At 53.9% G+C, this 25,253-nt stretch carries 22 protein-coding genes and 1 pseudogene; 10 read left to right on the top strand and 13 right to left on the bottom strand.

The window, feature by feature from the left end; translation table 11 throughout:
• Positions 1-76 precede the first annotated feature (76 nt).
• Together ACNY69_RS14015 and ACNY69_RS14010 are read right to left on the bottom strand one after the other, a co-directional pair.
• Positions 77-1,333: an MFS transporter gene (locus ACNY69_RS14015; RefSeq protein WP_293772543.1), complete on the bottom strand. Its 1,257-nt coding sequence runs from the start codon at positions 1,331-1,333 to the stop codon at positions 77-79.
• Between the two features lie 335 nt (positions 1,334-1,668).
• Positions 1,669-2,016, bottom strand: a pseudogene (locus ACNY69_RS14010) (transcriptional regulator); the annotation flags it as partial.
• A 325-nt stretch (positions 2,017-2,341) separates the two neighbouring features.
• Between ACNY69_RS14010 and ACNY69_RS14005 the strand changes: the two are divergent.
• On the top strand, positions 2,342-3,994 hold the full coding sequence (locus ACNY69_RS14005) for a methyl-accepting chemotaxis protein (RefSeq protein ID WP_418798867.1): 1,653 nt from the start codon (positions 2,342-2,344) through the stop codon (positions 3,992-3,994).
• Positions 3,995-4,197: 203 nt separating this feature from the next.
• Here ACNY69_RS14005 and ACNY69_RS14000 read toward each other — a convergent pair whose 3' ends face one another.
• The 5 genes from ACNY69_RS14000 to ACNY69_RS13980 form a co-directional block, all read right to left on the bottom strand.
• A complete protein-coding gene (locus ACNY69_RS14000) occupies positions 4,198-4,704 on the bottom strand; it encodes a GrpB family protein (protein ID WP_128087024.1) in 507 nt (168 codons plus the stop codon).
• Between the two features lie 37 nt (positions 4,705-4,741).
• Positions 4,742-5,110, bottom strand: coding sequence for a nuclear transport factor 2 family protein (locus tag ACNY69_RS13995; RefSeq protein ID WP_128087025.1), 369 nt, complete (start codon positions 5,108-5,110; stop codon positions 4,742-4,744).
• A gap of 262 nt (positions 5,111-5,372) precedes the next feature.
• Positions 5,373-5,864 (bottom strand): CpmK protein, encoded by a 492-nt coding sequence (locus ACNY69_RS13990; protein WP_418798865.1) that lies wholly within the window; start codon positions 5,862-5,864, stop codon positions 5,373-5,375.
• 50 nt (positions 5,865-5,914) lie between these two features.
• Positions 5,915-6,466, bottom strand: coding sequence for a carbapenem self-resistance protein CarG family protein (locus ACNY69_RS13985; protein WP_418798863.1), 552 nt, complete (start codon positions 6,464-6,466; stop codon positions 5,915-5,917).
• Positions 6,463-7,293 (bottom strand): SUMF1/EgtB/PvdO family nonheme iron enzyme, encoded by an 831-nt coding sequence (locus tag ACNY69_RS13980; protein ID WP_418798860.1) that lies wholly within the window; start codon positions 7,291-7,293, stop codon positions 6,463-6,465. The genes ACNY69_RS13985 and ACNY69_RS13980 overlap by 4 nt, the downstream gene beginning before the upstream one ends.
• Before the next feature lie 360 nt (positions 7,294-7,653).
• On the opposite strand from ACNY69_RS13980, the gene fos reads away from it, so the two are divergent.
• Positions 7,654-8,052, top strand: a complete 399-nt coding sequence (gene fos / locus ACNY69_RS13975) for a fosfomycin resistance glutathione transferase (RefSeq protein WP_293772530.1) — start codon at positions 7,654-7,656, stop codon at positions 8,050-8,052.
• Positions 8,053-8,157: 105 nt separating this feature from the next.
• Here the strand turns inward: fos and ACNY69_RS13970 are convergent, their stop codons facing one another.
• Positions 8,158-8,943 carry a carbon-nitrogen hydrolase family protein gene (locus ACNY69_RS13970; RefSeq protein WP_418798857.1) on the bottom strand — a complete coding sequence of 262 codons (786 nt, stop codon included), beginning with the start codon at positions 8,941-8,943 and terminating at the stop codon, positions 8,158-8,160.
• A gap of 195 nt (positions 8,944-9,138) precedes the next feature.
• Here ACNY69_RS13970 and ACNY69_RS13965 point away from each other — a divergent pair, with 195 nt between their 5' ends.
• Together ACNY69_RS13965 and ACNY69_RS13960 are read left to right on the top strand one after the other, a co-directional pair.
• Positions 9,139-9,588, top strand: a complete 450-nt coding sequence (locus ACNY69_RS13965) for a GNAT family N-acetyltransferase (RefSeq protein WP_111138954.1) — start codon at positions 9,139-9,141, stop codon at positions 9,586-9,588.
• 503 nt (positions 9,589-10,091) lie between these two features.
• Entirely contained in the window at positions 10,092-11,315 is a 1,224-nt protein-coding gene (locus ACNY69_RS13960; RefSeq protein ID WP_418798855.1) for a cupin domain-containing protein, read from the top strand.
• A 130-nt stretch (positions 11,316-11,445) separates the two neighbouring features.
• On the opposite strand, the gene ACNY69_RS13955 is transcribed toward ACNY69_RS13960, so the two are convergent.
• On the bottom strand, positions 11,446-12,354 hold the full coding sequence (locus tag ACNY69_RS13955; RefSeq protein WP_418798853.1) for an alpha/beta hydrolase: 909 nt from the start codon (positions 12,352-12,354) through the stop codon (positions 11,446-11,448).
• A 684-nt stretch (positions 12,355-13,038) separates the two neighbouring features.
• Between ACNY69_RS13955 and ACNY69_RS13950 the strand changes: the two genes are divergently transcribed.
• Entirely contained in the window at positions 13,039-13,287 is a 249-nt protein-coding gene (locus tag ACNY69_RS13950) for a hypothetical protein (protein ID WP_418798851.1), read from the top strand.
• Between the two features lie 173 nt (positions 13,288-13,460).
• Here ACNY69_RS13950 and ACNY69_RS13945 read toward each other — a convergent pair whose 3' ends face one another.
• On the bottom strand, positions 13,461-13,862 hold the full coding sequence (locus tag ACNY69_RS13945) for a GFA family protein (RefSeq protein WP_418801246.1): 402 nt from the start codon (positions 13,860-13,862) through the stop codon (positions 13,461-13,463).
• Positions 13,863-14,593: 731 nt separating this feature from the next.
• Between ACNY69_RS13945 and ACNY69_RS13940 the strand changes: the two genes are divergently transcribed.
• On the top strand, positions 14,594-15,265 hold the full coding sequence (locus ACNY69_RS13940) for a winged helix-turn-helix domain-containing protein (protein ID WP_111138959.1): 672 nt from the start codon (positions 14,594-14,596) through the stop codon (positions 15,263-15,265).
• Positions 15,266-15,654: 389 nt separating this feature from the next.
• On the opposite strand, the gene ACNY69_RS13935 is transcribed toward ACNY69_RS13940, so the two are convergent.
• A complete protein-coding gene (locus tag ACNY69_RS13935) occupies positions 15,655-17,133 on the bottom strand; it encodes a SulP family inorganic anion transporter (protein WP_418798847.1) in 1,479 nt (492 codons plus the stop codon).
• A 590-nt stretch (positions 17,134-17,723) separates the two neighbouring features.
• Here ACNY69_RS13935 and ACNY69_RS13930 point away from each other — a divergent pair.
• Together ACNY69_RS13930 and ACNY69_RS13925 are read left to right on the top strand one after the other, a co-directional pair.
• Positions 17,724-19,001, top strand: a complete 1,278-nt coding sequence (locus ACNY69_RS13930) for a DUF2254 domain-containing protein (protein WP_293772521.1) — start codon at positions 17,724-17,726, stop codon at positions 18,999-19,001.
• Between the two features lie 78 nt (positions 19,002-19,079).
• Complete coding sequence (locus ACNY69_RS13925) at positions 19,080-21,074, top strand: BCCT family transporter (RefSeq protein ID WP_111138961.1); 1,995 nt, start codon at positions 19,080-19,082, stop codon at positions 21,072-21,074.
• 329 nt (positions 21,075-21,403) lie between these two features.
• On the opposite strand, the gene ACNY69_RS13920 is transcribed toward ACNY69_RS13925, so the two are convergent.
• Positions 21,404-22,024, bottom strand: coding sequence for a protein phosphatase CheZ (locus ACNY69_RS13920; RefSeq protein WP_418798843.1), 621 nt, complete (start codon positions 22,022-22,024; stop codon positions 21,404-21,406).
• A gap of 301 nt (positions 22,025-22,325) precedes the next feature.
• On the opposite strand from ACNY69_RS13920, the gene ACNY69_RS13915 reads away from it, so the two are divergent.
• Positions 22,326-23,237, top strand: coding sequence for a LysR family transcriptional regulator (locus tag ACNY69_RS13915; protein WP_111138976.1), 912 nt, complete (start codon positions 22,326-22,328; stop codon positions 23,235-23,237).
• Between the two features lie 139 nt (positions 23,238-23,376).
• The gene (locus ACNY69_RS13910; RefSeq protein ID WP_111138963.1) at positions 23,377-23,886 is read left to right on the top strand and encodes an SRPBCC family protein; all 510 of its coding nucleotides are present in this window, start codon (positions 23,377-23,379) and stop codon (positions 23,884-23,886) included.
• Between the two features lie 75 nt (positions 23,887-23,961).
• Here the strand turns inward: ACNY69_RS13910 and ACNY69_RS13905 are convergent, their stop codons facing one another.
• Complete coding sequence (locus ACNY69_RS13905) at positions 23,962-25,206, bottom strand: aromatic amino acid transporter (RefSeq protein ID WP_418798840.1); 1,245 nt, start codon at positions 25,204-25,206, stop codon at positions 23,962-23,964.
• Positions 25,207-25,253 lie beyond the last annotated feature (47 nt).

Here is a 25,253-nt window from a genome sequence, read left to right as displayed (position 1 = left end):
GGGGATGCGATAGCGTTGCGGTGAATCTTCCACTGACGACCGGTCCGGTGGCCGAATCCCGGACGTCTGACGCCTCTCACAGGGTATTCTGCAATCGCGCCACTATTCTGCGTCTGCAGACGAAGATAATGACGCAGAGCAGAAGGCTCAGCAACGCCGTGCAGATAAATACTCCGGCACCGGTCCATGCCAGCATCACGCCACCGATTAACGGCCCCGCCGCAATCCCCAGGGTAGACAGCATGGACGCGCCTAGATAGGCCCCCCGGTGCGCTGGCGGCGCCAACTGGTCGAGCAGAATGTTCAGATTTGGCATCAGGATCGCCTCACCCATACTGAACACACAGGTCACCGTGAGCCATATCCAGGCATCCGGAGAACGTACCGAAAAAAAGCAGAGTTGTGATATGGCGAAAATCAAGCCACCCAGCAGAATGCGTTTTGGCAGCGCATAGCCCGCCAGAAACCGCATGATAAAGGTCTGAAACACCAGTACGGTGCACGCGTTGGTCACCAGTATCAGGGTAATCAGCCTGATGGCCTTCTCGCCGTTCAGCAGAAGGAGGTACTGAGGCAGAACCGCTTCGTAATGCATAAACACCACGGTACACAGAATGCTGCACAGCAGCGCCGCAATAAATACCCTGTCCCTGATGATAATGCCCGTTACCTGATGCAGCCTGAGCTTTATCTCGCTCTCTTTCTGCTCTCCCGCCAGTAATGTCCCTGCCGGGATGAACAGCAGCACGTAAACGAAAAAAGGCAGGTAGGAGAGGCCGGTGATCAGGAATGTGCCTTTCTGCGAGGTCAGCCCGAAGGCTATCCCGACAAGAGGACCAAATACGGCCGCGACGTTGATCAGGTAATAACGCATCTGCAGCGCAAGCGCCCGGCGACGGCGATCGCCCAGTAAATCACTCATCAGCGCGCGCAGTGGCGGATCCACCCAGGCAAAGGAGACGCCAATAACCATCAGGCCGGTAATAAACAGCCCCATTCCTGCCGCCTTCGCGAGAATGATGTAGCCGAGGGCCGAAAAGGCACAGCCGAGTAAAAGAATCACGCGTCGGCCAAGTCTGTCCGAGATCTGTCCGCCGTACATGCCGAGCACCACCGAGATCAGAGCGCTGCTGGTCATCGCGCCACCAATGGCGATCGGAGACATGTGGTAGTTCTGTGTCATGATCACGGCAATAAAGGGCCACGCCATAAAATAGCTAAAGCGGATAACCAACGTGAAAAAGAGCAGGGCGTGGACGGTTCCCGGAAACGTCCGCAGCGTCCGAAATAATCCCGGTGTCTGACACGCACCGTCGGCAGGTTCAGATTTCATAAAATATCCTTATATGAGAATGATTAGCGATTCTTTGGGCGTGCAGTCATAAGCGACTAAATAGTAATAATTTTATTCATCCGTCATCGCAACCGGATTGTTAATGAACTGTTGATTTCACCCGCTTATCAGGTAAACACCGTTAACCGAAGAGGAATATAAAGGGAACAGGCCAGCCGGAATCAAAAACGCCGACGGAAGTGCTGAATTAAGGGATGCAGGCAGAGGCGGGGCGGGCAAGAGCCTAAGCAGAGGAACATTGCGCGGCAGACCCGGAGCCGGATAAACCGGCCAGGTCGGGCCTGTTACTGCCTGGTTGGGGGGGCCACCGTGACCTATTTCAGATCAAACAGCCGGAATAATGCTGTCCGGCCTGCATCCGTCACGTTCACCTCACGATACCCCGATACCCGCGTGAACCATTTCTTTTGCAGAAACAGCGTTAGCAGTGCAGAGCCAGCATTTCCGCCTAAATGATAACGTCGCTCGCTCCAGTCCAGACACGGGCAGCAGGGCCTGCGGCGTGATCGAGGCTCAGGTACGACGCCCATTTTTGCAAAACAGATTTTCCCGGACGAGGTCAGCCCAGAGCCATCAACTGTCAGCCATTTTTCCCGCAGCATGTATTCATAGATACTGACAGCAAGCTCACCTGCAAGATGGTCATAGCAGGTGCGTGCGTAACCGTTTTTGTCGATGAGTCAGGTATGGGGTTGGTGCTGCTTAGCGATAGGCTCATCGCTATCACAATGTATTAGTTATTGATTTTAATAAACTTTAATAATCCTCAATCCGCTTGGGCTTGCATGTTCCCCGCCGGTAAATTCACTTCTGGGGCGTGGTTCACTTTTCGCTGTCGTGCGGGGTAATTAATTACTCACCGTTGCCGATAATAATGATTCCGCATTACCTGCTGCGGGGCTTTATACCAATACCTCCTGTTAACAGGGGAACCTTTTTGCATCAGCGGTATGCCTTCATGCTGATGCCTTACACCATAGGGTAAGTATGAATAACATCAGGATAGGAATCAGGCTCGGCGCTGCCTTCGGCTTTATGGCGCTCCTTGTCATGTTTATGGTGCTCATCGGCATCATAAAAATTAACTCTCTCGGACAGGCCAACGATGAAATATCCGGCAGTCTGTATGTCAAAGCCTCCACATCGCTTTCACTCCGCTACTACACCTCAGATATGAGTCGTCTGGCGCGAAACGCCATCCTCCTGAGCGATGCCACCAAACGTGAAAAAGCTATCAGCGACTATCGCGATGAAAGGCGTATGGTGGACGGTCTGATCACGCTTATCGGCGACCAGCTCAACACGCCGCAGGGAAAGGCGATTTATGCCCGTCTTAAAGACCACGCTGCGCTCTTTCTGCCCTTCATTGATGACGTTGTAACCCTGGCGCAACAGGGCAAAAGCGAAGAGGCCACACAGCTGCTTTTCGGCCCCCGTTATCAGACTCAGGGCGACTACATGGCGTCCCTGAAGGAGATGCAGACCTTCCAGGAAGGGCGTATGAGTGCCGCCGCAGCCAAAGCGCGCGACGACCGTGCTGGTGCACTGACGATCATAACCATTGCCGGCGTGGTGGCCCTGCTGCTGGCGGCTATCTCTGCGTGGATCATTACGCGCAGTATCACGCGTCCTCTTCAGGATGCGGTAGAGGCGGCCCAGCGTGTTTCGCGCGGGGATCTCAGTAGTGTGGTTCGCAGCGACCGCCGGGACGAAACCGGCAAACTGCTGACGGCCATCGGTGAGATGCAGGACTCACTGATTAACACCGTCAGCCTGGTGAGGAGCAATGCCGAAAATGTGGCTTCCGCCAGTACCCAGATTGCCCAGGGCAATGCCGATCTCTCGCAGCGGACTGAGGAGCAGGCCAGTGCACTTGAGCAGACGGCCGCGACCATGACACAGCTCGGGATGACCGTTAAAAACAACGCCGATAACGCCCGCCAGGCAGGTCAGCTGGCCGTCAACGTGCGTGACGTCGCCAGTAAAGGCAACGAGGCGACGGTGGCTATTACCGGCACGATGAAATCCATCAGCGAAAGCTCCGGTCGCATCGGTGAAATCACCGCCGTTATCGATGGCATCGCCTTCCAGACCAATATCCTGGCGCTGAATGCCGCAGTTGAAGCCGCACGCGCCGGTGAACATGGCCGCGGCTTTGCGGTCGTCGCCAGCGAGGTCCGGTCACTGGCGCAGCGCAGCGCCTCTGCTGCGGGGGAGATTCGTCAGCTGATTGCAGCTAATGCCACGACCGTCGGACAGGGTAATGAGCTGGTGGTCCATGCTTCTGAGACCATGTCGGGCATTCTCTCTGCGGTCGGGAGACTCACGGATACGGTCGAAGAGATTAATTCAGCCAGTGCCGAACAGGCTCGCGGAATTGAGCAGGTAGGTATAGCCGTAACAGAAATGGATACCAGCACGCAGCAGAATGCCTCGCTGGTTGAAGAGTCAGCCTCTGCGGCATCGAGCCTCAGAGAGCAGGCGGCGCTTCTTCTTCAGGCGGTCTCTGTATTCAGCCTGGGAAATCATGCGGCTCCTGGGGCTGTTCAGGTTCCGGCTGCTACCGCCAGAGCGTCTGTCCAGACTGCGGTCGTTAAGCCCCGCGAGGAAACCGTGGACGACGGCTGGACGAGCTTCTGATGACGTCACCGCGCCTCAGGCAGGCGCGGTGCGTTTCTAAACACCGGCTGCAGCGACGTCAGCTAAAGGCGAAATCGCTGCGGCTTATATTGAGCGTTGAAACAGCAGAATACAGACCTCTTGTTTCCGCGTGGGCAGAGGCAGATAGGCAGGACTGCAGGAAAGGTGCGCCAGAGACGTGATAACATCCTGCCAGCAACGTACTAATCATCAGTCAGTGCTATACGCAGATGATCCTCAATAAAGCTCGCTTTTAACGCGCTGTAACGATGTGGTTCATTACCGCTGAGTAAAGCTGCTGTGTATTTAATTTCTGCATACTTCGCTGCAATTTCGCGGTTATTACGAAGATAATCGCGGAAAGCAAGGTGTCTTAATAACTGGATATTTCCAGTGGCGAACGCATGCAGCTGATAGCTACGCTTATCACCGCCTTTAGTGAAATATCTGCGTTCCTTAATCCCGTTTTCATTGCGAGCAACATATCCGGCGCGAGACATAGCTTCATTACAGGTATCCAGTTCATGAATGTCTGAGACTTCCAGCATAATATCAATGACGGGTTTTGCAGAGAGACCCGGTACAGCCGTGCTGCCAATATGATGGACAGCCATCACGACGCCATTGAGTATTCTGCTTATCAGTAAACTTTCCGTTTCAAATTCCTCAGGCCATTTATCATCATAAGGCACAACAACCACTGTCCGCATTAACAAGTCTCCTGCGCTGAATATGCTTTCTGGGCATTTATGCACCTACTTGTGCCGTGCCTGCTGCAGGCGTTCCCTGATGAAAAACCAGACGCCACTGACCCTGATCTGAACAAATCCAGCAGGATGAACGTAACGCAGGACGGCTGCCATCAGCGTAACAGGTCCGATAGTGAAGCAGGACGCAGTTGAATCCCAGGTCGGTGAGCCGGAAATCGCTGCTATGGATAGAAGGCAGAGTTTCCTCCCTCAGCAGCGATATGATGGTCTCTGAACGGCTGACAACAACCCCTGACCGGGTAATTTCCCGAAATTCAGGATGAAGGATCAACTCAAGCCACTCGCGGTCTTTTCGTCTTTCGCCGTGAAGCGAGCACTCAAGCAACTTGAGATTTTCCAGAAGCATTCAGCTTATCCTCCAAAGGTTTTGCCGGACATTCACAGCGTAGCGAAATTTTAATTTGCATGACATTCGTTACCGTCGATCCTCCGGCATGAAACGGCAGCTCAGATACGGCCTGACATAAATCGGGATACACAAGTAACAGGCATCATGAAACAGCATTGAGGCTGTCTGTAACGTTTTCTGACGGCACATTATTTTCAGCAGCCATGAAAGCGAAGCGTCCGTAGCTCATCCTTTCCTGAATATGATCAGAGAGTATCTGTTAATAGAGCAAATCAAGTTGTTCAGGTTCACTGATAAGATGGATAACACCCTGACTGTTGGAGCTGAAGAGAGCCTGATAACGTACGGTATCCACTCCCATGACCAGGTTATCGAGATCCGTATTGGCAATACGAACTGAGTGATTTTTTGCCCACTCAGGCAGACCTTGAATGTAATAAGTGAAGGTCACATAAGTAATGCCTTCTTTGTCTGATGAGATAGTTTTGATAGCTCTGACGCGCAGAGTTCCATAGCAGAAGTCATGATGTTTTTTGAACAGGGCCTGACCGTAAGGCGTTAGCTCCCATATTTTTTGTCCTGCTTCCATATGAGAGATAATCAGACCGGCATCGACTAGTGCCTCCATTTTTGCATTAATCCATACATCGGTTCCTGCTCTGATTGAGACTGGCCACTGCTTCTCACCCAGGCAAAGAGACTGCTGGTTGAGTGACTGCTGTATCAGATCACTATAGGAACTTTTGTCCATCGCATGGGCACAACACGACAGGAATAAAAGCAAAATGCCTGAGAAGCGCATTAACGAAATTTCTCCATATCCAGGGTTTTGAACGCTTTATCCACATCGTCAAACGTCTGTTTTGTAAGATAGGAACCTGCAGGTGCCCAGTAAAAAACTGATGTCCCGGGATCGTCGCTATTTTCTTCGAGCCGAAAGCGAGAAAATCTGACCGGCAATGTGTCAGTAACATCTTCATTGCCAGAGCTGCCGGCATATTTTGTCGCCCGGACAACATAAACGTGTTGCTTATAGCGGTGAAGTTCTGTGCCGCTTACCTTAAGCGTGGACGCTGACAGTCTCAAATCTGTCCAGGTAAAACCCTCGTCGTCCGGAATCGGCACGATAAACCAGTTTTTTTCCTGGCGAATAAATATATTGAGGGTTTCACTTGGATGAGAAGTGTTATTGTCATAAGTGGCGGCAAAAATAGCATCAGGTATACCGTCATTATTTAAATCCAGGCTATTCAGTCCCGTATTCAGATAAAGGCGGGTGTCTGTCTGCGAAAAAGCGCAAAGGCTAATCAGCATAGTGGCCAGTGCTATAAAAGCTATGTTCAGTTTCATCATTTACGCACCAGTCTGAAGCCGGTGTCTGGTAAAGCGTATCCTGCACTGTGCATGTCGCAGTTGGCCAGATTCATCGTAGGTAACAGGAAACTGCCGCCACAGAAATAATACATCTTTACGCCGGAAACGGTGGTGAAAGTATCAACCCATTCCGAAACATTCCCGCTCATATCATACAGACCGAGCGCGTTGGGCTGGGGGCTTTTCACACGCACAGTGCCGAATTGCGGATCGCTAAAATCAGGAAACCATGCAACAGTTTTTGCGTGATTGCTGCCGGAGAATCTGAAACCGTAAGTGGCATTTTTCAGTCCGTTTTTTCCTCCACGGGCGGCAATTTGCCACTCTTCCGCTGTGGGTAAGCGATAACCATCTTCCTGAGCATCCTGCATAAAATCGTCGCGGGAGCTGTCCCGCGCCGGAACGCCTTCTGGCGTGAGATAAACCGGCTTCATTCCTGCCTTTTCACTCAAGGCATTTGCAAAGATCACCGCATCTGACCATTCCACATTGGTAACCGGATGCCTACCGTTATCTGTATCCGCCGGGCGGCACTCCTCATAAATGGCACCGTTACATCCGCTACCGAATGCATAGCCACGGCTTAGTGCCCATTCATGGATAGCTGAGTAGAGCAGGTAGGTGACTTCTGTCTGCATAATTCTGAATGAGCGCAGCGTGATATTCGTATGTGCTGCATAGTCATGCTGGCCAAAAACGTTACCGGCATAATATCTGCCGCCGTCCATGACGATTTCATCGGGGGGTTGTGTTGCACGAGCAAAAGCGGAGCAGATCAATAACAGATATAAGCATTTAGTTTTCACAGAGCCATCCTGGCGGCTTAAAAAGGCCATTTTCACGGCAGTTTTTTTACATTATCAGACTATAGCAATGCTGTCTGACTGAAGCGAAGCGTATTAATCCATTAAATTCTGAGATTCATTCTGATAACCTCTTTATTCACAGCTTACATTCGATGAAAAGGTTGTCGCTATCCTATTTCCAGCGTACGTTTCCGGTACAGACAAAATAGCTATGCTGGAAAGGGAATGCGAGCATGACCCGGACCGGCCATCACTTTTAGTCGATGATGCCTGCTGCAGCCAGCACGTTGCTGACTTTGCATCTCAAAATATTTAAAGTCACATAAACCCGATTTATGCGCATCCATCAGAGAGAACAATATGCTTACGGGCCTGAATCACGTCACCCTTGCAGTAAGTCACCTACCGAAGAGCCTGGCTTTTTACGTTGAAATGCTTGGATTCACGCTGAAAGCAAAATGGAATCATGGCGCTTATCTCTTGCTGGGGGATTTCTGGCTATGCCTTTCTCTGGATAAAGTCTCTGTCGGGGATGATTACACTCACTATGCTTTCACTATTTCACCAGAGAATTTTGATTCATTCGCTGAACGATTGAGAGCATCAGGCGTTACAGAGTGGAAAACCAACAAAAGTGAGGGGAAATCTCTCTACTTCTTAGACCCCGATGGTCATCGGCTTGAAATTCATGATGGCGATCTTCAAAGCCGCCTGACCGCCTGTCTTAATCAGCCTTATGCAGGAATGGAGTTCTTCTGATCCAACGGTTTGCCTGTAAAAGACGTAACCCCGTAATTATGAGTTTTCGCCAGAGGCTTTGTACCTGTGCTTGAGGCACAAAGCCGACAGAGTACATTTCGTTAATTAAGAGCGCCAAACCGGCTTACCGGCATCCTGATTGAAACAGATAACCTCTCCCGAACAGGTGCCATCGTGAATATCAACGATGACCAGCGCGGCGCAATCTTCGGGTGCCTGAGCGATACGTTCTCCCCTGGCATTCCATGCGGCGCTTTTACCCACCGGTTTCCAGCCTCCTGACGGCCCGCAATAATTCGCCATCAGGGTGGGCAGGGCATAAAGTCTGGCGTAATCCTCAAGCTGCTGCGCATCATTATCATAGCCACCGGCGCTCAACACTGAGTTCAGATAAATTTCAGCACCCTGCTGTACTGTTCGCTCTGCATGAAGTGGCTGTCCGGCATCGGCGCATATTGATAAGCCCAGATGAAATGCCCTTTCCTCAATAACGCACTCACTGGTGCCTGCTGAAAAATAGTCGGATTCACCTGGATGAAGGTGCATTTTCAGGTAACAGGTAACCGGGCGATGGGATGAAATAACATATGCACCAACAGCAGGCTTTTTCCCTTCAACAGACACTGGCGCGCCTGCAATAATTGTTATGTCATATCTGTCAGACAATGCCTGAAGGGGAGCAAGGCAGGTTTCATCGGAGAGAGCCAGTTCAGCCGCCAGCTCAGGTTCATAACCCGTCAGAGAAAGTTCAGGGAAAATGATAAGATTAACGCTAGCAGAGGCTGCAGATGTCACCAGGAATTCGTGGTGACGCCTGTTTTCTTCGATACAGCCACGCGCCGGGGCAAACTGTCCGGCTGCGATTCTTAACTTTCTCTCAGTTGCGTCCATAGACTGTCCTGTCTGATTAAGGTCTCCGGGTTACCATACGGAAACAGACGTCTGGCGTCATCACTCTGGCCGCGTAAAAAAGACCTGTTAACTTCCGGCACTCAGCGACACCCGGAAGCCAGGCGCAGTACCCTGATCATTACCGGCGCTCAGTTAATCCCGTCGTTTATGCAGAGTGAAATGCAGGAGGATTTAATGGATATCCAGTTTGCGAAGATTACCCCGGACAGCACCGGCTTTGGGCCGCTGAAATCGCAGAGTATAGCCGGGGGATTTAATATGCTGCGTCGGCTGGAAGAAAACTGGCTCAGCGGACATAACCGTTTTGACAGGCCCGGAGAAAAACTGATGGGCGCTTACGCTGGTGGCCTTATGGTCGGCGTATGCGGACTTAATATCGATCCTTTTGTACCGGAAACGGGCATCGGGCGGCTGCGACATTTCTATATTGACAGGGAATGGCGAAACAGGCGGACAGGCAGCCGTCTGCTCAGTGAAATACTCCGGGATGCCGACCGCTGGTTCGATCGGATTAATACCAATGCGCCCTTATCGGCATTTGCTTTCTACGAACAGGCGGGCTTTGTTGCGTTATCGGGCAGAGATAAAGTCACACATCAGTTCTGCCTCAGCCATCCAGCCTGACCGCAAAAGCACCCACTGTCTTACAACTCATATTCATCCATTCTCCAGAAAACGTTTCATACACGTTCTGAAACACGGAATAGAAGGTAGCAATCACAGCAGAAATCCCCTCCATGCTTTCGTTCGCCATCACCCGTATCGCCTCGTTCTTTGAAATAACATATCGGGCACGGAGTTGCCGACATTCAGCGTCTGCTAATTCACGCAATTGGTAAAAAATTTTATCAGTTGTAACGGATAATCGGCTGACCAGAAATTAAAACGCGTCGTGTTGATTAACGATAAGTGCGCATATTTTAGGGGGAAAACCCTGACAGATATACGGAGATTAAACAGTCTTAATTTTTCTGAATACATTCACCAGCCTTGACTGTTCATACGGTTATTCCAATGCCTCTCCAGTGTTACAAAATTGTTGCTGCCTTCATTTTCAGCGCGTCTATAACGGTAGGGCGTTAGCAAAATAAGACCAGAGATAAACACTATTCTGAGGATGGATGGCTATGAAAACACTGACAAGAAGACACTTTATGGCTTTTGCGGCAGGGGGAACGGTCGCGCTTGCGGCTGGTCAGGCGATGGCTCACGACAATACCGTGAAGACGTTTCCTGCCGGAACGGGTGGCGGAGGACGGGATCCCGGCCCTCATGATCCCGTCCGCGAAGCAGAAAACCCCGATATCGTTAATCCGCCTGCAACAGACAGTGGAACACTGCCGAATCTGCGCTTCTCTTTCAGTGACGCGCACGTTCGTAAGGGAAGCGGTGGCTGGACGCGGCAGGTGACGCAGCGTGAGCTGGGCATCTCTACGACGATTGCGGGCGTCGATATGCGCCTTAATGCAGGGGGCATCCGCGAGCTGCACTGGCACAAGGAGGGCGAATGGGCTTATATGACATACGGCAATGCGCGGGTGACAGCGTTTGACACCAGCGGCGGATGGTTCGTCGACGACATTGCGGCGGGCGATCTCTGGTATTTTCCACCGGGCATTCCCCACTCGATTCAGGGGCTCGGTCCCGATGGCTGCGAGTTTTTACTGGCTTTTGACGACGGCAATTTTGATGAGGACAGCACTTTTCTGCTGTCAGATTGGTTCAGACACATTCCGCCGGAAATTCTCGCCAAAAACTTTAAGGTACCCGTCTCTTCTTTTGCGCATCTTCCTTCGCCTGATGATGAATATATCTTTGCCGGTAATGTGCCGGGCAGTCTGGAATCGGACAGCATAAAAGGCGCCAAAAAGTCGAAAATCCGCTTTACCCACAGGATGCTGGCTCAGGAACCGGTGCGCGCGCCGGGAGGAACCGTCAGGATCACTGACTCATCCAATTTCCCGGTATCTAAAACCATTTCCGCCGCGCTGGTGGAAATTGAGCCGGGCGGCCTACGCGAGCTGCACTGGCACCCTAATAATGATGAGTGGCAGTATTATCTGGAAGGTGAGGGGCGGATGGGGGTCTTTGCCTCGTCCGGTCAGGCAAGAACGTTCGATTATCGCGCCGGAGATGTTGGCTATGTGCCTTTTGCAATGGGACACTACATTGAAAATACCGGTAAAGGGCCGCTGCGTTTTTTTGAGCTGTTTAAAAGCGATTACTATGCCGATATTTCGCTTAACCAGTGGCTGGCGAGCACACCACCTGAACTTGTCCGGCAGCATCTGCACCTGGATGATGAGTTTATGAACATGCTCTCCCTTAAAAAGAACCCGGTAGTGAAGTAAACGGGAAGCGTCTGTGCCTGAATTTCAGGTGCAGACGCCAGTCTGATAAGAGGTGAAAGAAACAGTGTGCTTTGAGTGAGAAGCGGACGTCAAACCTATGGGATAAAGATGTTATTCCGTATTAGACCTACTATCTATATTGCGCTCTGGAAGTCAGGCCAGTGAAATGTTCCGCCACCCTATCCGTTAACTCAAAAATACAATCGAGATGTGTACTCTCTGCTACAACCCGAATGCTTACATTCGGATTGCCGCAGCTCCTGAAAAATTTATCCATTCGGCTTACATCAAACAGTTCATCATGCTCAGCGAGCATGACTGTTACCGGAATAGAGATTTCTTTAAGTTGCCTTTCGGGATTACGAGGGGTAAGGGCGTTAGCCATATTAACGCTGTACGTATGAACAAAGTCAGGCCTCGCATTGATTACCTCACAGGGGAAATTAAGCCTTACTCCTGCACGACGTCCACACAAAAAACCTGCACTCATTGCATTGACTATGAAACTCAAACGGTTTATCGATGCAAAGGGAGAGGAAAAGTCGCGGTTCAGATCCGGAGGTGAAAAAGGACCTAATGCTGGGGCCAGCAGGATCAGGCTTTCAACACTCCTCGATTGAGAGTATTGAGTGAAGTAATTTATCAGCATGCCGCCTCCACTGGAATGGCCAAGCAAGTGAATTCTGGCATCACAAAAAGAGGTTCGGACATAATCAATGACAACATCTATATCCCGCCAGATTTGAACCGGACTGGAAGCTTCTCCCCGGACACCAACTGAACGACCGTGCCCACGGATATCGACGAGACAAACACAGACGGGCAGATCGTAACTCAACTGTCGTGCAAGAATGTCGTAGCCTGCGTCAGAGTTTACCCCGCCACCATGGTAGACAATAAGAACCTCATTGAGATCTGCCACTGGCGCGTATACCCGGATATATAAATCATTGATCCGGCACTCGGTGATGTTATCAGATGGGAGTGATGAAGCGTCAAACTGCTCATAACGCTCGACAAAACGCATGAAGTCAATCACGTCCTGAATTCCTTATTTAATTAGATTCACTACCTGTGAATTTGTGACATGAAGCATGCACCATTTCCTTCATGCACGAGATTTATTTTACATAAAAGTGGCTGGGCGCACCCCTGCGGGCACTCTCCACGCGTTTCTGACGCGGGCGGACTAAAAGCGGGACCTTTCTTGCCCGTATTCTAAAAAACTGTCCTGAAGATTTCAGCGCGTCTGCATGGCTATGCAGTGAGCGCTCGTCTCGAAAGATTAATGCATGCAGATGCTGAAAACGTCTGCTTCTGGTACGGAGCAGGCATGTCAGCCAGCGTCTACTTTGAGCGAGAAGCGGGCATCGAGACTCGGAGAGTATTTCTGATAAGATAAGACATTGATGAGAAAGTACTCAATTTCCAGCGTTTGGCGAAGACAATGAAATGGAGGCGTAATGTTCACCCCGGAGTTTATAAATGAAGAACGCGGCGTGTTTCTACTTTTGTCCAACCACAGTCTGGCATCACCGGAATCAATAAGACTCAGTATTGCATACAATATTGCCAGAATAAGCTGGTGACTATCGCAGCTTCCACCGCACATTCAAACTTGCCGGGTCGTCTATGACATCAGAGGGCAGTCTATCCCTGATCAGGCTCAGGCCTTGGTCAGGCAAGCGCTTGAGCAGGTAGCGATTGTGGAGTTTAGAAGCTGATGGGACTCCAGTTAATTATCAAAGCAGAGCGTAACAAGATAGAAAAAGCATTGGGAGCGCTGACATCAGAATGTGAAATATTTCCGGTCGCTGAAGGCCTTTTCGGTATTTCTATTTCGGAGCGAAGTCTCTTATCTGCGGGTGAAGTTGCCGTTCTAAAAAACTCGAACCACTCACACGTTTTGACCTGTGGCACGGAGCCTGGCAAGAATCCAGGCGACGTTGGCTTTGGTGAGCTTCAGCGCTGAGCGAGGTAAGGAAGTCGCATTGCATGTCGGGCGTAGATCCCCGGTTTTCATTAGCAAAGCGGTTAAAGTTCTCAATATTGAAAAATCAATGTCCGCGTCTGGCACTAAGCGGACGGTGACAGCTTTATCTCCACAATGAGCGAACAGCGGGCCACGCTGTTAGGGTAATGCCATTAATCATCGGCTTTCTGCCATTGCGCATAATAAGGCGTATCCTGAATTTCACTGAGCCACGGGGCATCATGAGAGCACCAGATATATGAAATTGCCGCAGAAAAAGGTGGCTCATCCAGGGTTGCCACGCGCACGATGACGTGGCCCTGATGCGGCCTCTCTGCCATCAGGTTTGAGCCGCAGAGTGAACAGAGATGACGCAATTTATCCGGGGAAGAGGCATATGAACTGAGGTACTCACTTCCCTTTAGCCATCTGAAATGTTCACGTTTTACCCCCGCTGCCGGGACATATGGGGCGGCGTGTGCTTTTCTGCAGGTATGACAGTGACAGTTCAGAATTCCCTCTTCCATCACATCGCATTCATACTGGATTTTCTTACACAGACAGCTTCCTTTCATAACGGCTCCTGATAGCGGTCAGACATCTCCTGAAACGTCATACTTAACCAGTCCTGATTAAGTTAACAATGCTTTAACACCCTTCAGGGGTGATGACTCTCTATTGATTATCTGCTTTTGCCGTCAGCCCGACCTGACGATGCTTCCGGCTCCCGCCAGCCAATCCTGGCTGTCCGCACCCCCGCGTTTCGTTCAGGCTGAACAGCTCTCAGCGGCACGCTCATCCACGTTAAGGTTTTTTTAATCTTCGACGGTAAGAATGAAGGTCGCTCTTTTTCTGACCCGTCTGGCCGTTTTGCAATCGTCATTTACTGGCCTCTGACCAGGGGCCTTTGTTGCCGGAATGCATTGCCGGACATGCCTGCTGAAAAGCTGTCTCGGGACAGATGTCTGCTTCGGGTTTGTATGGCGCAGGCGCTGTCGTTTTTCATTAAAAATGTTATTGCATAGTGGCTTTCCGGAGCCAGTCGGCTCACCGCATAACGTTAGTGATATTAGTTTACCTTACTGATTATCGACAATCGCTGGATGCGGAGATACAAGCCAAAAGAGTGACAGTCTCGCTCTGCCCGTCATTGCAAATGGCTTAACCGGCGTGTCAGTGAAGAAAATATATGCGACGTCACTCCCGACGCATGAAAAATCTGCTGTTCGGCAAGTTGACATTTTGTGCTATTTGGATATTTTAATATAAGTTATTCTTAACCTTTAACAGACTGGCGGACTGGTAAATGCGTATTCTGATATTTGATAAAAATCAGGCTTCCTCCCGCTTTGCCCCGGCGTTGATCTCACGGCTGGGATTTGTGACCGATACCTTCTCAGACACGGATAACGCACTGCGTTCGCTTAAAAAATTCTCTCCTGACGTGTTTATCATCAGCACACATTTGCTCTGTGAGCAGCACTGCGCGCTGATCAGACGTTACCGCAAAAGGGGATTTACAACGCCGGTGATCGTCACCGCAGCTGATAGCACGCAGGCTCTGAGGATCGCAGCCTACGAAGCCGGCGCGGATGACATTGTTTCCGATGAGATTGAGCCTGAAGAGTTTGTCGCGCGTATCAGCGCCATCGACCGCCGCAGCCGGGGGATTGCCTCAAGCCGGATAAGGCTGCCGCCTTATGAGCTCGATCTAACGGGGAAACAGGTATTAAGAAATGGCACGCAGGTCGAGCTGACCAACTTCGAGTATCTGGTTGCTGAGTTCCTGATGAAGCGAAATGGGAAAGTCGTGACGCGGGATGAACTGATGGGCCAGCTTTACGCGGATGCTGACCTGCGCAATCAGGATGTGGTTAACGTTCTGATTTGTCGGCTCAAGAAGAAACTGTGTCGGGATTCCGGGTTTCAGATCCAGAGTATCCGCGGGCTTGGATATGTCTTCCGGCAGCAGCTATAGCGGCCCGACTCTGAGCCGGTTCGCGTAAGCTAACGCGGGCGAGTCCCGCATCGCGAGCGATTGCTCAGGGCCGGGCGTCGGTGTCATGCCGGACAATCTGCGTGGCAGGGCCGGGCAGACGGAATCTCCGCCTCTCTTTTAGCGCGGAGTCAGTGATATCGGTTTCAGCAGAGGCCTGCTTATCACGCCGCGCCATAAAAAAGGGCCTGCGCCGCAGGCCCCGAAAGTTAACGCAGCCTCAGCTGCTTCTGAACGTCACCACCGGAAAGCGTGATCGCTCATCCATGGCCCCAATGGCCCTGTTCCCGGCCGTCCGGGCCGCAGACGCACAGACCAGGCGGGCTGAGGATGATCCGATCACCCGGTATTCAGGATGCCACTCCTGAGAATCAATGACCGCTCAGCAGTTTTTCCGCTTCTTCGGGTTTTTCATGCACGCCGAAACGATCGACGAGCGTCCGGGTCGCGTCATTCATCCCTCTGATTTCCACCACGGCGCCTTCCTGGCGGAACTTAATCACAATACGATCCAGCGCGCTGACCGACGTGATGTCCCAGAAATGGGCGTGCGTCACGTCGATGATTACGCGCTTCAGCGGCTCGCGAAAGTCGAAGTGGCGGGTGAAGCGATCGGCCGAAGCAAAGAAGACCTGACCGGTAACCGTATAGGTCCGGGTCTCCTCTTTCCGCTCAGAGGTGACTGCCATAAAGCGGGCTACCTTCGTGGCGAAGTTCAGGGACGCAATCAGTACACCGGTCAGCACGCCAAACGCCAGGTTGTGTGTTGCCACCACCACGGCAACGGTCGCCAGCATCACCACGCTGGTTGAAAGCGGATGCGTGCGCAGGTTCGCAATCGAACGCCATGAGAAGGTGCCGATGGAAACCATGATCATCACCGCCACCAGCGCGGCCATAGGGATCTGCGACACCCAGTCGCGCAGGAACACCACCATCAACAGCAGCACCACGCCCGCCGTCAGCGTAGAGAGTCGCCCGCGACCGCCCGACCTGACGTTAATCACCGACTGACCAATCATCGCGCAGCCCGCCATCCCGCCAATAAACGACGTGCAGATATTGGCGATGCCCTGCGCCTTGCACTCGCGGTTCTTATCGCTCGGCGTGTCGGTCATGTCATCCACAATGGTGGCCGTCATCATGGACTCCAGCAGTCCGACCACGGCGAGTCCCGCTGAGTAGGGCAGGATAATCAGCAGGGTATTAAGGTTAAGCGGGATGTCCGGAAGGAGGAACACCGGCAGGCTGTCCGGCAGTTTGCCCATGTCACCCACCGTGCGCACATCCAGATGCAGCCACATGGAAATCGCGGTCAGCACAACGATGCAGACCAGCGGGGAGGGAAGGGTTTTATTCAGGAGGGGGAAGAGATAAATAATCGCCAGACCGGCAGCCGTGAGCGCGTAGACGTGCCAGGTCACGTGGGTCAGCTCCGGCAGCTGCGCCATGAATATCAGTATGGCCAGCGCATTAACAAATCCGGTCACGACCGAACGGGAGACATAGCGCATCAGGCTGCCAAGCTTCAGGTATCCGGCCATCAGCTGGATGATGCCGGTCAGCACGGAGGCAGCCAGCAGATACTGCAGCCCGTGATCTTTCACCAGCGTGACCATCAGCAGCGCCATCGCGCCGGTGGAGGAGGAGATCATCGCCGGGCGACCGCCCAGAAAGGCCATGACGAGGGGGATGCAGAAGGCGGAATAGAGCCCGACCTGCGGATCGACGCCAGCAATGATAGAAAAGGCGATCGCTTCAGGAATAAGCGCGAGCGCAACCACAATACCGGCAAGGACGTCACCACGGACGTTACCCAGCCAGTCCTTACGCGTTGAGGACAGCAGCATAGTCATTTCTCAGATTTTAGATACGGTCAGCCCATGAGGGCAGAAAATTCAGGTACGAAAAAGCACATCCGCAGACGGGATGTTATTGAGTGCGCGACTGAGATGTCTCAGTGCAGCAGGGAAGGGGGACGACTCAGGGTGGCGTAAGACGCATGATGTCTGAAATCTCCTTTACGGCAACAGCGTGCCTTCAGGATGGATGTAAACCAGGCTCCGGTGACGGGCGCTGGCGGCGAAGTCCGATCGGCACATCAGGCCGATCAGGACAGGCTGAATACTATAAACGAAAGCAGGATGAGGTCAATCTCTGCTCAAAATGCCGGGCAGGGACAAAAAGCAGTGCATGGCTGACGACGCGCGGGGGAATCCGGCCCGGCAGGATCGCATCAGGCAGGACAGAGGTAAATCGTGCACCCCCGGCTATGCTTACTCTGAAGCCGGATGCGCGCCGCGCCGGGCGTAACCCACGCGGGCCCTCTCTGGCGATACCGTTACAGCCGCTGTTCTTCACTCCGGGGGTGCAGCAGAACGATCATCTCAGAGGCCGTGCTGACTGTTCAGCCGTAACTGAAATTAAGATAACAGGTGACATGATGTCTAAAACGCAGTGGATTATTCATCGGCTGACCCGCCAGCTCTGGTTTCGCAGCTCACTGTTCGCCGTGCTGGCGGTGATCACTGCCCTGGTCGCCATTGCGATTAAGCCTTTCATTCCCATCTCTATGTCGGGCATTGTGGGAAGTGACGCGGTGGATAAGATACTGACTATCCTGGCCTCCAGTATGCTGGCCGTGACGACCTTTTCGCTTAACATCATGGTGACGGCGTACAATTCTGCCAGCAGCAGCGTCACGCCGCGCGCGACGGTTCTGCTGCTTGAAGACAGCACCACCCAGACCATGCTGGCAACCTTTATCGGCTCTTTCCTGTACAGCCTGGTGGGAATTATCGCGCTCGGCATGGGGGCTTATGGCATGCAGGGGCGCGTTATTCTGTTTTTTGTCACCCTGGCCGTGATTGCCATGATCGTGATCACCCTGCTGCGCTGGATACAGCATCTGGCGCAGTTTGGCTGCCTGTCTGATACGTCGCATCGCGTTGAGGAGGCCACGACGGCGGCCCTTCACCACCGCCTACGGTCGCCTTGTATGGGCTGCGCCTTCTGGGACGGCATCCTGCCGGAAACGATCCCGCTGCACCGCGTTTACCCGCCGCAGGCGGGCTATCTGCAGCATCTGGATCTGCAGGAACTCGCCGGCTTCGCAGAGGAAAAAGCGTGCCATCTCTATCTCACCGCGCAGCCCGGCAGTTTTGTGCATGGCGCGGCCCCGCTGTTCTGGTGCGACAGGCCGCTTGCGGATGAGGACCTTCAGCGACTGCTCAGCGCGTTTACCCTGGGTGAACAGCGCTCGTTTGAACAGGACCCCCGTTTCGGACTCTGCGTCCTGTCTGAAATTGCCTCACGCGCACTCTCTCCGGCGGTTAACGACCCCGGCACGGCAATCGATATTATCGGGCGGGCGGTCCGGCTGTTCAGCCCCAGCGAACCGCAGGAATCGGAGACGCCGCAGTATCCCCGGCTCTTTATGCAGCCCGCCGGGATAGGCGATATGTTCGACGATATGTTTACCGGCATCGCACGCGATGGGGCCGCCCTGGTGGAGGTACAGCTGCGCCTGCAGAAAGCGCTTCAGGCGTTAGCGATGATTGCACCGCATCGCTATGGCGCGGAGGCGAAGCGTCATGCGCAGCTTGCGCTGGTGCGTGCCAGCCTCGCAATGACCAGCGAAGCGGACAAAGCGGCGGTGGAACGGGTTGCCCGCTGGCAGGCAGAGGCCGTTATCTCCGACAAATCGCTGAATAACTGACCAAACGGCGCCGTTTCGCTTTTACTCTTTTATACTGATTGTTACATTTGGTCTTCATTCATCTTGATCAGGATACCTATGTCTTCATCAGAAACTGAAACGCAACACAAGCGAAGCCACATTAATCCACCCGTATTTTTCACCTCTGCCGCACTGATTTTTATCCTGGTTGCCTTTGCTGCGCTCTTCCCTGAACAGGCTGATGTGCAGCTGGGCGCACTGCAAAACTCCCTGTTCGCCAACGCCAGCTGGTTCTATATCCTGGCCGTTGCGCTGATTTTGCTGACGGTCGCCTACCTGGGGTTCTCCCGCTATGGCGACATCAAGCTCGGCCCGGATCATGCGGAACCCGATTTCAGCTACCACTCCTGGTTTGCCATGCTCTTTTCGGCAGGTATGGGCATCGGACTGATGTTCTTCGGCGTGGCGGAACCCGTGATGCACTACATGGCACCGCCCACGGGTCAGCCGGAAACGGTTGAGGCCGCACGGGAAGCCCTGCGCATCACCTTCTTCCACTGGGGTCTGCACGCCTGGGCCATTTATGCCATCGTGGCGCTGATTCTGGCGTTCTTCAGCTACCGCCACGGATTACCGCTGACGCTGCGCTCGGCGCTCTATCCGATTATCGGCGATCGGATCTACGGCTGGATGGGCCATGCTGTCGATATTTTTGCCGTTATCGGTACGGTCCTGGGCGTGGCGACCTCGCTGGGTTACGGCGTGCTGCAGGTGAATGCCGGGCTGAATCACCTGTTTGGTCTGCCGGTTAACCAGACCATGCAGGTCATTCTGATTGTCGGGATTACCGCGCTGGCGACACTCTCCGTGGTTTCGGGGCTGGATAAGGGCATCCGCATCCTGTCCGAAATCAATCTGACGCTGGCCGTGCTGCTGCTGATTATGGTGGGCGCACTGGGTCCGACCGTGCTGCTGCTGAAATCTTTTGTCGAGAACACCGGCGGCTATCTCTCCGAACTGGTCACCAAAACCTTCAACCTCTACGCGTATGAGCCTAAATCGGGTAAGTGGCTCGGCGGCTGGACGCTGTTTTACTGGGGCTGGTGGCTGGCCTGGTCGCCGTTTGTCGGAATGTTTATTGCCCGTGTTTCACGCGGCCGCACCATCCGCGAGTTCGTGACCGGCGTCCTTTTCGTGCCCGCCGGATTTACGCTGCTCTGGATGACGTTCTTCGGCAACAGCGCAATCTGGCTGATTATGCAGGAGGGGGCCACCGATCTGGCGCAGACGGTGATGAGCGACCAGACCCTGGCGCTGTTCAACTTCCTGGAGCATTTCCCCTTCAGCGCGGTGCTCTCCTTTATCGCCATGGCGATGGTCGTCGTGTTCTTTGTCACCTCCGCCGACTCCGGCGCGATGGTGGTGGATACGCTGGCGGCGGGCGGAAACGACAACACACCGGTCTGGCAGCGCATCTTCTGGGCCGGTCTGATGGGTGTCGTCGCGGTCACGCTGCTGCTGGCGGGCGGAATGAAGGCCCTGCAGACCGTGACCATCGCCAGCGCACTGCCCTTTGCGGTGATTCTGCTGATGTCGATCTATGGCCTGCTGAAGGCGCTGCGCATCGATGCCTGGAAACGTGACAGTAAGCAGATTGCCACCATCGCCCCAACCGCGGCGCGTAACCCGATCCCCTGGCAGCGGCGGTTACGCAATATCGCGCACTTCCCAAAACGCTCACAGGTGAAGCGGTTTATGGCCGAGGTGATCTATCCGGCGATGGAGATGGTAGAGCAGGAGCTGGCGAAGCAGAATACCGTGTCGCATACCTCAAACGAGGTTGAAGATCGGGTGCGCTTCGAGGTGGATTTGGGCGACGAGCTTAACTTTGTCTATGAAGTGCGGGCCCGCGCCTATCTGCAGCCAGCCTTTGCCCTGGCGGGCATGTCTGGCAGTGACAAGACAGAGGAGCAGAAATATTACCGTGCCGATGTTTATCTCAAGGAGGGGGGGCAGGATTATGATGTGATGGGCTGGAATCAGGAGCAGATCATCAATGATATTCTTGATCAGTATGAGAAGCATCTGCACTTCCTGCACATCGTACGCTGATGCAGCGCTGAGTTGAAAAAGAGGAGCCTGGCTCCTCTTTTTTATCCTGGCGCTTTCTGTTCCCGCGACGGCGGGCCCTCTCTCTCCGGTTGCGCAGAGCGCTAAGCCCGGTCCCGCCGTCACGCTCAACGGCAGTCGGGCACGGCAGACTGGCGCTGTCCGCGCTGCGTTCTTCTGGATCTTTCTTTTTCAGCCCGCCTGCTGCTGTGTGACATCATCCGACAGGGAGCACATCCGCGCCTGCCGGTCATGCTGCGCTGAATCGCGAGTCAGCGCGGCACGCCGTGCCGTGGCGACCAACGTAGCCTGCGTCATGCTGCCCGTGACGGTCAGATCCCCAGACTGGCCAGCAGATCATCCACGTCATCCTGACTGGCCGCCTGTTCTGAGGGCGCAGGCGACTGAAGCGGCGCGGCACGTTCGCTGGTGGCCGCTGACGCGGATTTATCGCGGATGATCTGAATCAGCTGCTGTTCGCACTGATTCAGAACCGCCATCATGCGTTGCACAATCTGTCCGGTCAGATCCTGAAACCCCTGCGCCATCATAATGGCGTGAAGCTGCTGCTGAGTCAGGCCGGTGATACGCGGCACGTCATCCAGCCAGGCCCGCGTGTCCGCCGCCAGCGTCTGCGCCTGGTCGTCTGTAAACGGACGTTCGGCGTTCGCTTCCCAGCGTTGCGTGAGTTGCTCTGCGTGATCGGCCAGCTGTGTCTGCATCGGCTGAGTAATTTCGACGCTGTTAATGACGCCATCTGCGGCTTCCCGCGTCAGCGTGACGACGTAGCCGAGCCGTTCACGCGCGTCCGGGATGCTGCCCGCCACCTCGGCAATGGTTTTATCAAGCCCCAGCTGTTGCAGACTGTCGTGCAGCGTCCGCAGGATAGCGCCAGTCCGCGCGGTGATCTCGCTGATTTGCTGTTGCTCACTGTGGGTATCGGGTAATGGCATGGATGTTATCTCCTGTGTACAAAATGTCGCTACCAGTGGTTATCGGCAGTTCGCCACGGTTTTTGAATCTCCTGAAAATCTTTCATGCCAGAGAGACGGACAACAGAAGAGGGCGTCACAGGCCGGACATGCCCGAAGCGCGCAGGCCTTTGCCCTGAGCGGCGCTTCCGTCAACGGCGTGCATGCGTCAGGTCAGTGATGGCGGGGCGGCCAGCGGGCCAGCGCGGTAAACCGGCTAGACAAGCCCTGTCAGAGTCCGTAGCCTGAATAAAAAAGTTTATTGCTCCTTAAAGAGTTCATGATGAAAAGTGATATCAGGGGGTTGGATCTCAATCTTCTCAAAGCCCTGGATGCGCTGCTCGATGAAGGCAGCGTGACGCGCGCCGCCCGGCGTCTCTCGCTGACGCAGCCTGCCGTCAGCGGTATGCTGACCCGTTTACGTGACTATTTTGACGACCCGCTTTTTGTTCGCAGCAGTCACGGTATGGTGCCGACAAGGCGGGCCACCGAACTGGCGGGGCCGGTAAAAAAAATCCTTACGGATATCGCCGTTCTGGTTAAATCGCCGGAATTTGACCCTGAAACCGCAGAGATGATCTATTCGATCGCCGCCACCGATTATGCTCTCAGCGCGGTGGTCGTTCCCCTGATCGCCCGGCTGAAAAAGCAGGCGTCCCATATCCGGATTGCGGTAAGGCCCGTTGATGACGAGCGCATGCATCAGCAGTTGTCCCGTGGCGAACTTGACCTGGCACTGGTCACGCCGCAGACCACGCCCGAAGATCTGCATGCAAGAGCGCTTTTTGAGGAGGAGTATGTCTGTGTCGCGGGCCGTCACCATCCTCTGGCCGCCGCCACGGCAGACATGACGCTTGAACAGTTCTGCGAACAGGAGCACATCCTGGTTTCAACGGAAGGACGCTTTGCGGGCGTCACCGACGAGGTGCTGGCGCAACGGGGCCGCGAAAGGCGGGTGGGCGTGTCGGTAAACAGTTTTCTGGTCGTTCCCGATATTCTGCGCGTGACCGAAATGATAGCGGTCGTGCCCGGACGTCTGGTGCCGATGGACAGCAACCTGGCTGTGATCCCGCTGCCTTTTGCGATTCCGGGTTTTACGAAAAGCATGGCGTGGCATGAACGCACTCATTGCGATCCGGCACATCAATGGATCCGCGCCCTGTGCCTTGAAACAGTCCGCAATACCGCCTCCTGATATAAGTTAACTTATAGGGTCAATCACGATTCGCGATTCGTTTTATTACACGGGTGGCTGAATAATGGCGACTGCCGCGTCAGATAGCCTTTATTGATGGCAGAAACGCTGCAGAAGATAACCACCACTGGAGAAAACGATGAATGCGATTTACTGGCCGGAAGGCTTTGCGCCTGGCTTCACTGATAACTTTGTTTCAAATGAGACGATTATCGCGGGGCTGGCGGTTGAAACGATCTGGCCTTTGCTGAGTCAGCCATTTCTGTGGCCGGACTATTATAAAAACGCCGCCGATATCCGCTTTTATGACAGTAAAGGTCCGGTGCTGGAGGATGGGGTGCGTTTCTACTTCAGCACGTTTGGATTTCCGGTTGAGGCGCAGGTGGTGGAATGTGTGCCTCCGGCAAAGGGGCAGCCTGCGCGCCTGGCATGGCACGGCTGGTCGGGTGAAGAGAACACGCCTGAGCGTCTGGATGTGCATCATGCCTGGCTGCTGGAGGATCTTCCCGGCAACCGGGTTCGTATCCTGACGCAGGAAACGCAGAAGGGCGCGCCGGCAAAGGCGCTGGCCATCACCCGCCCGAATCCTATGCTGAATGGCCATCAGGAATGGCTCGATGGACTGACTGAAGCGGCAATGAAAAAATGACCACTTTCCGGTGACGGCGTTAACCGGGGCGACGGGCCGTTCAGCGTGCCAGCATGCTGGCACGTTTTTATGAGATTAAAACACCGGCAGCAGATGAAACTCGCTGAGCGTCCACGAGAGGATATTCAGCACCGCGAAGGTCATGATAATACCCAGCTGCAGCGGATCCCACCTGCTGCTCTGATAGCCGGAAGCGGGGCGTGCCTTCATCTTCAGATGGAGCATTCCCGGAATAATGACGGCCCAGAGCGTCGCGAGCAGGCCCGCATAGCCGATGGCGCTGACGAATCCATCAGGATAAAGCAGCGACAGACTTAACGGCGGCAGAAAGGTGATTGCCGTGGCTTTGAGGCGGCCCATCCGGGTGGTGGGAATGCTGAAGCGATCGCTGATGTAGTCCACCAGCCCGGCGGTGACTCCCACGAAAGAGCAGATAACCGCAAAATGTGAAAACACAGAGAAGAGCAGCGAGAGCCGGGTGGTTACGCCGTCAGGGTTAAACGCCCGCATCAGGGCGGCAATGTCACCGCCCTGTCGGGCGATCTGCGGGAATGCGGAACGGGGCAGGTTGCCCATGGTGCAGACGATCCAGAACAGATAGATAACCAGCGCCATCGCCGTGCCGATGCACAGGCACCGTTTCACCCGGCGGGCATCGCCGTCGTAATAGGCGATCAGGCCGGTGATGTTACCGTGATAGCCGAACGAGGCCAGGCAGAAAGGCACGATACCGAGCATATAGGGCCAGTAAGTGCCTGTCTGATTGTCGCTATCCAGTAAATAACCGCTGTTCACGGTCGTCACTAACCCGCCAAACAAGGCCAGCAGCAGGAAAATTTTGGCGATCAGCATAACGGACATAATCCGGCCGATGCTGCTGGTTCCCAGCCAGACGATAGCGGCAACCGTCACGCCCAGGATGACTTTCGCCTCTGCGGACGAGACGCTGAGGCCGGTCAGGGCGCTCAGTGAGTGTTCGTAAACCGGCCCGGTAGCGGAAATATAGGCATAGGTCAGAATGCCCAGCACAAACATCAGGCTCAGACCATTCATTTCCGCCCAGCCGCGACCTGAGAGGTCACGTACGATTTTGTCATAGCCGGTTTCCAGCGGATAGTGCTGGCTGACGCGCTGAAACATCAGGCCACTGATCAGCATACTGATCCAGCTGAACGCCAGTATCAGCAACGACCAGCCGAACCAGGCGCCCGCCATCACAACCGGCAGGATAAACATTCCTGCACCAACCACCGTGCCGCAAATGATGGTCGCTCCCCAGAACACCGAAGGGGAACGCTCCGTAATTGCACTCTCTGACATGTGGGATTCCTGAAGCGTTAAATTGAGCGCAGAAGAATAGCGTCATT

It is taken from the genome of Pantoea graminicola (genome assembly GCF_048452665.1).
In the GTDB taxonomy this organism is placed as follows: Bacteria; Pseudomonadota; Gammaproteobacteria; order Enterobacterales; family Enterobacteriaceae; genus Pantoea.
This window is presented reverse-complemented; position numbering and strand designations above follow the sequence as displayed.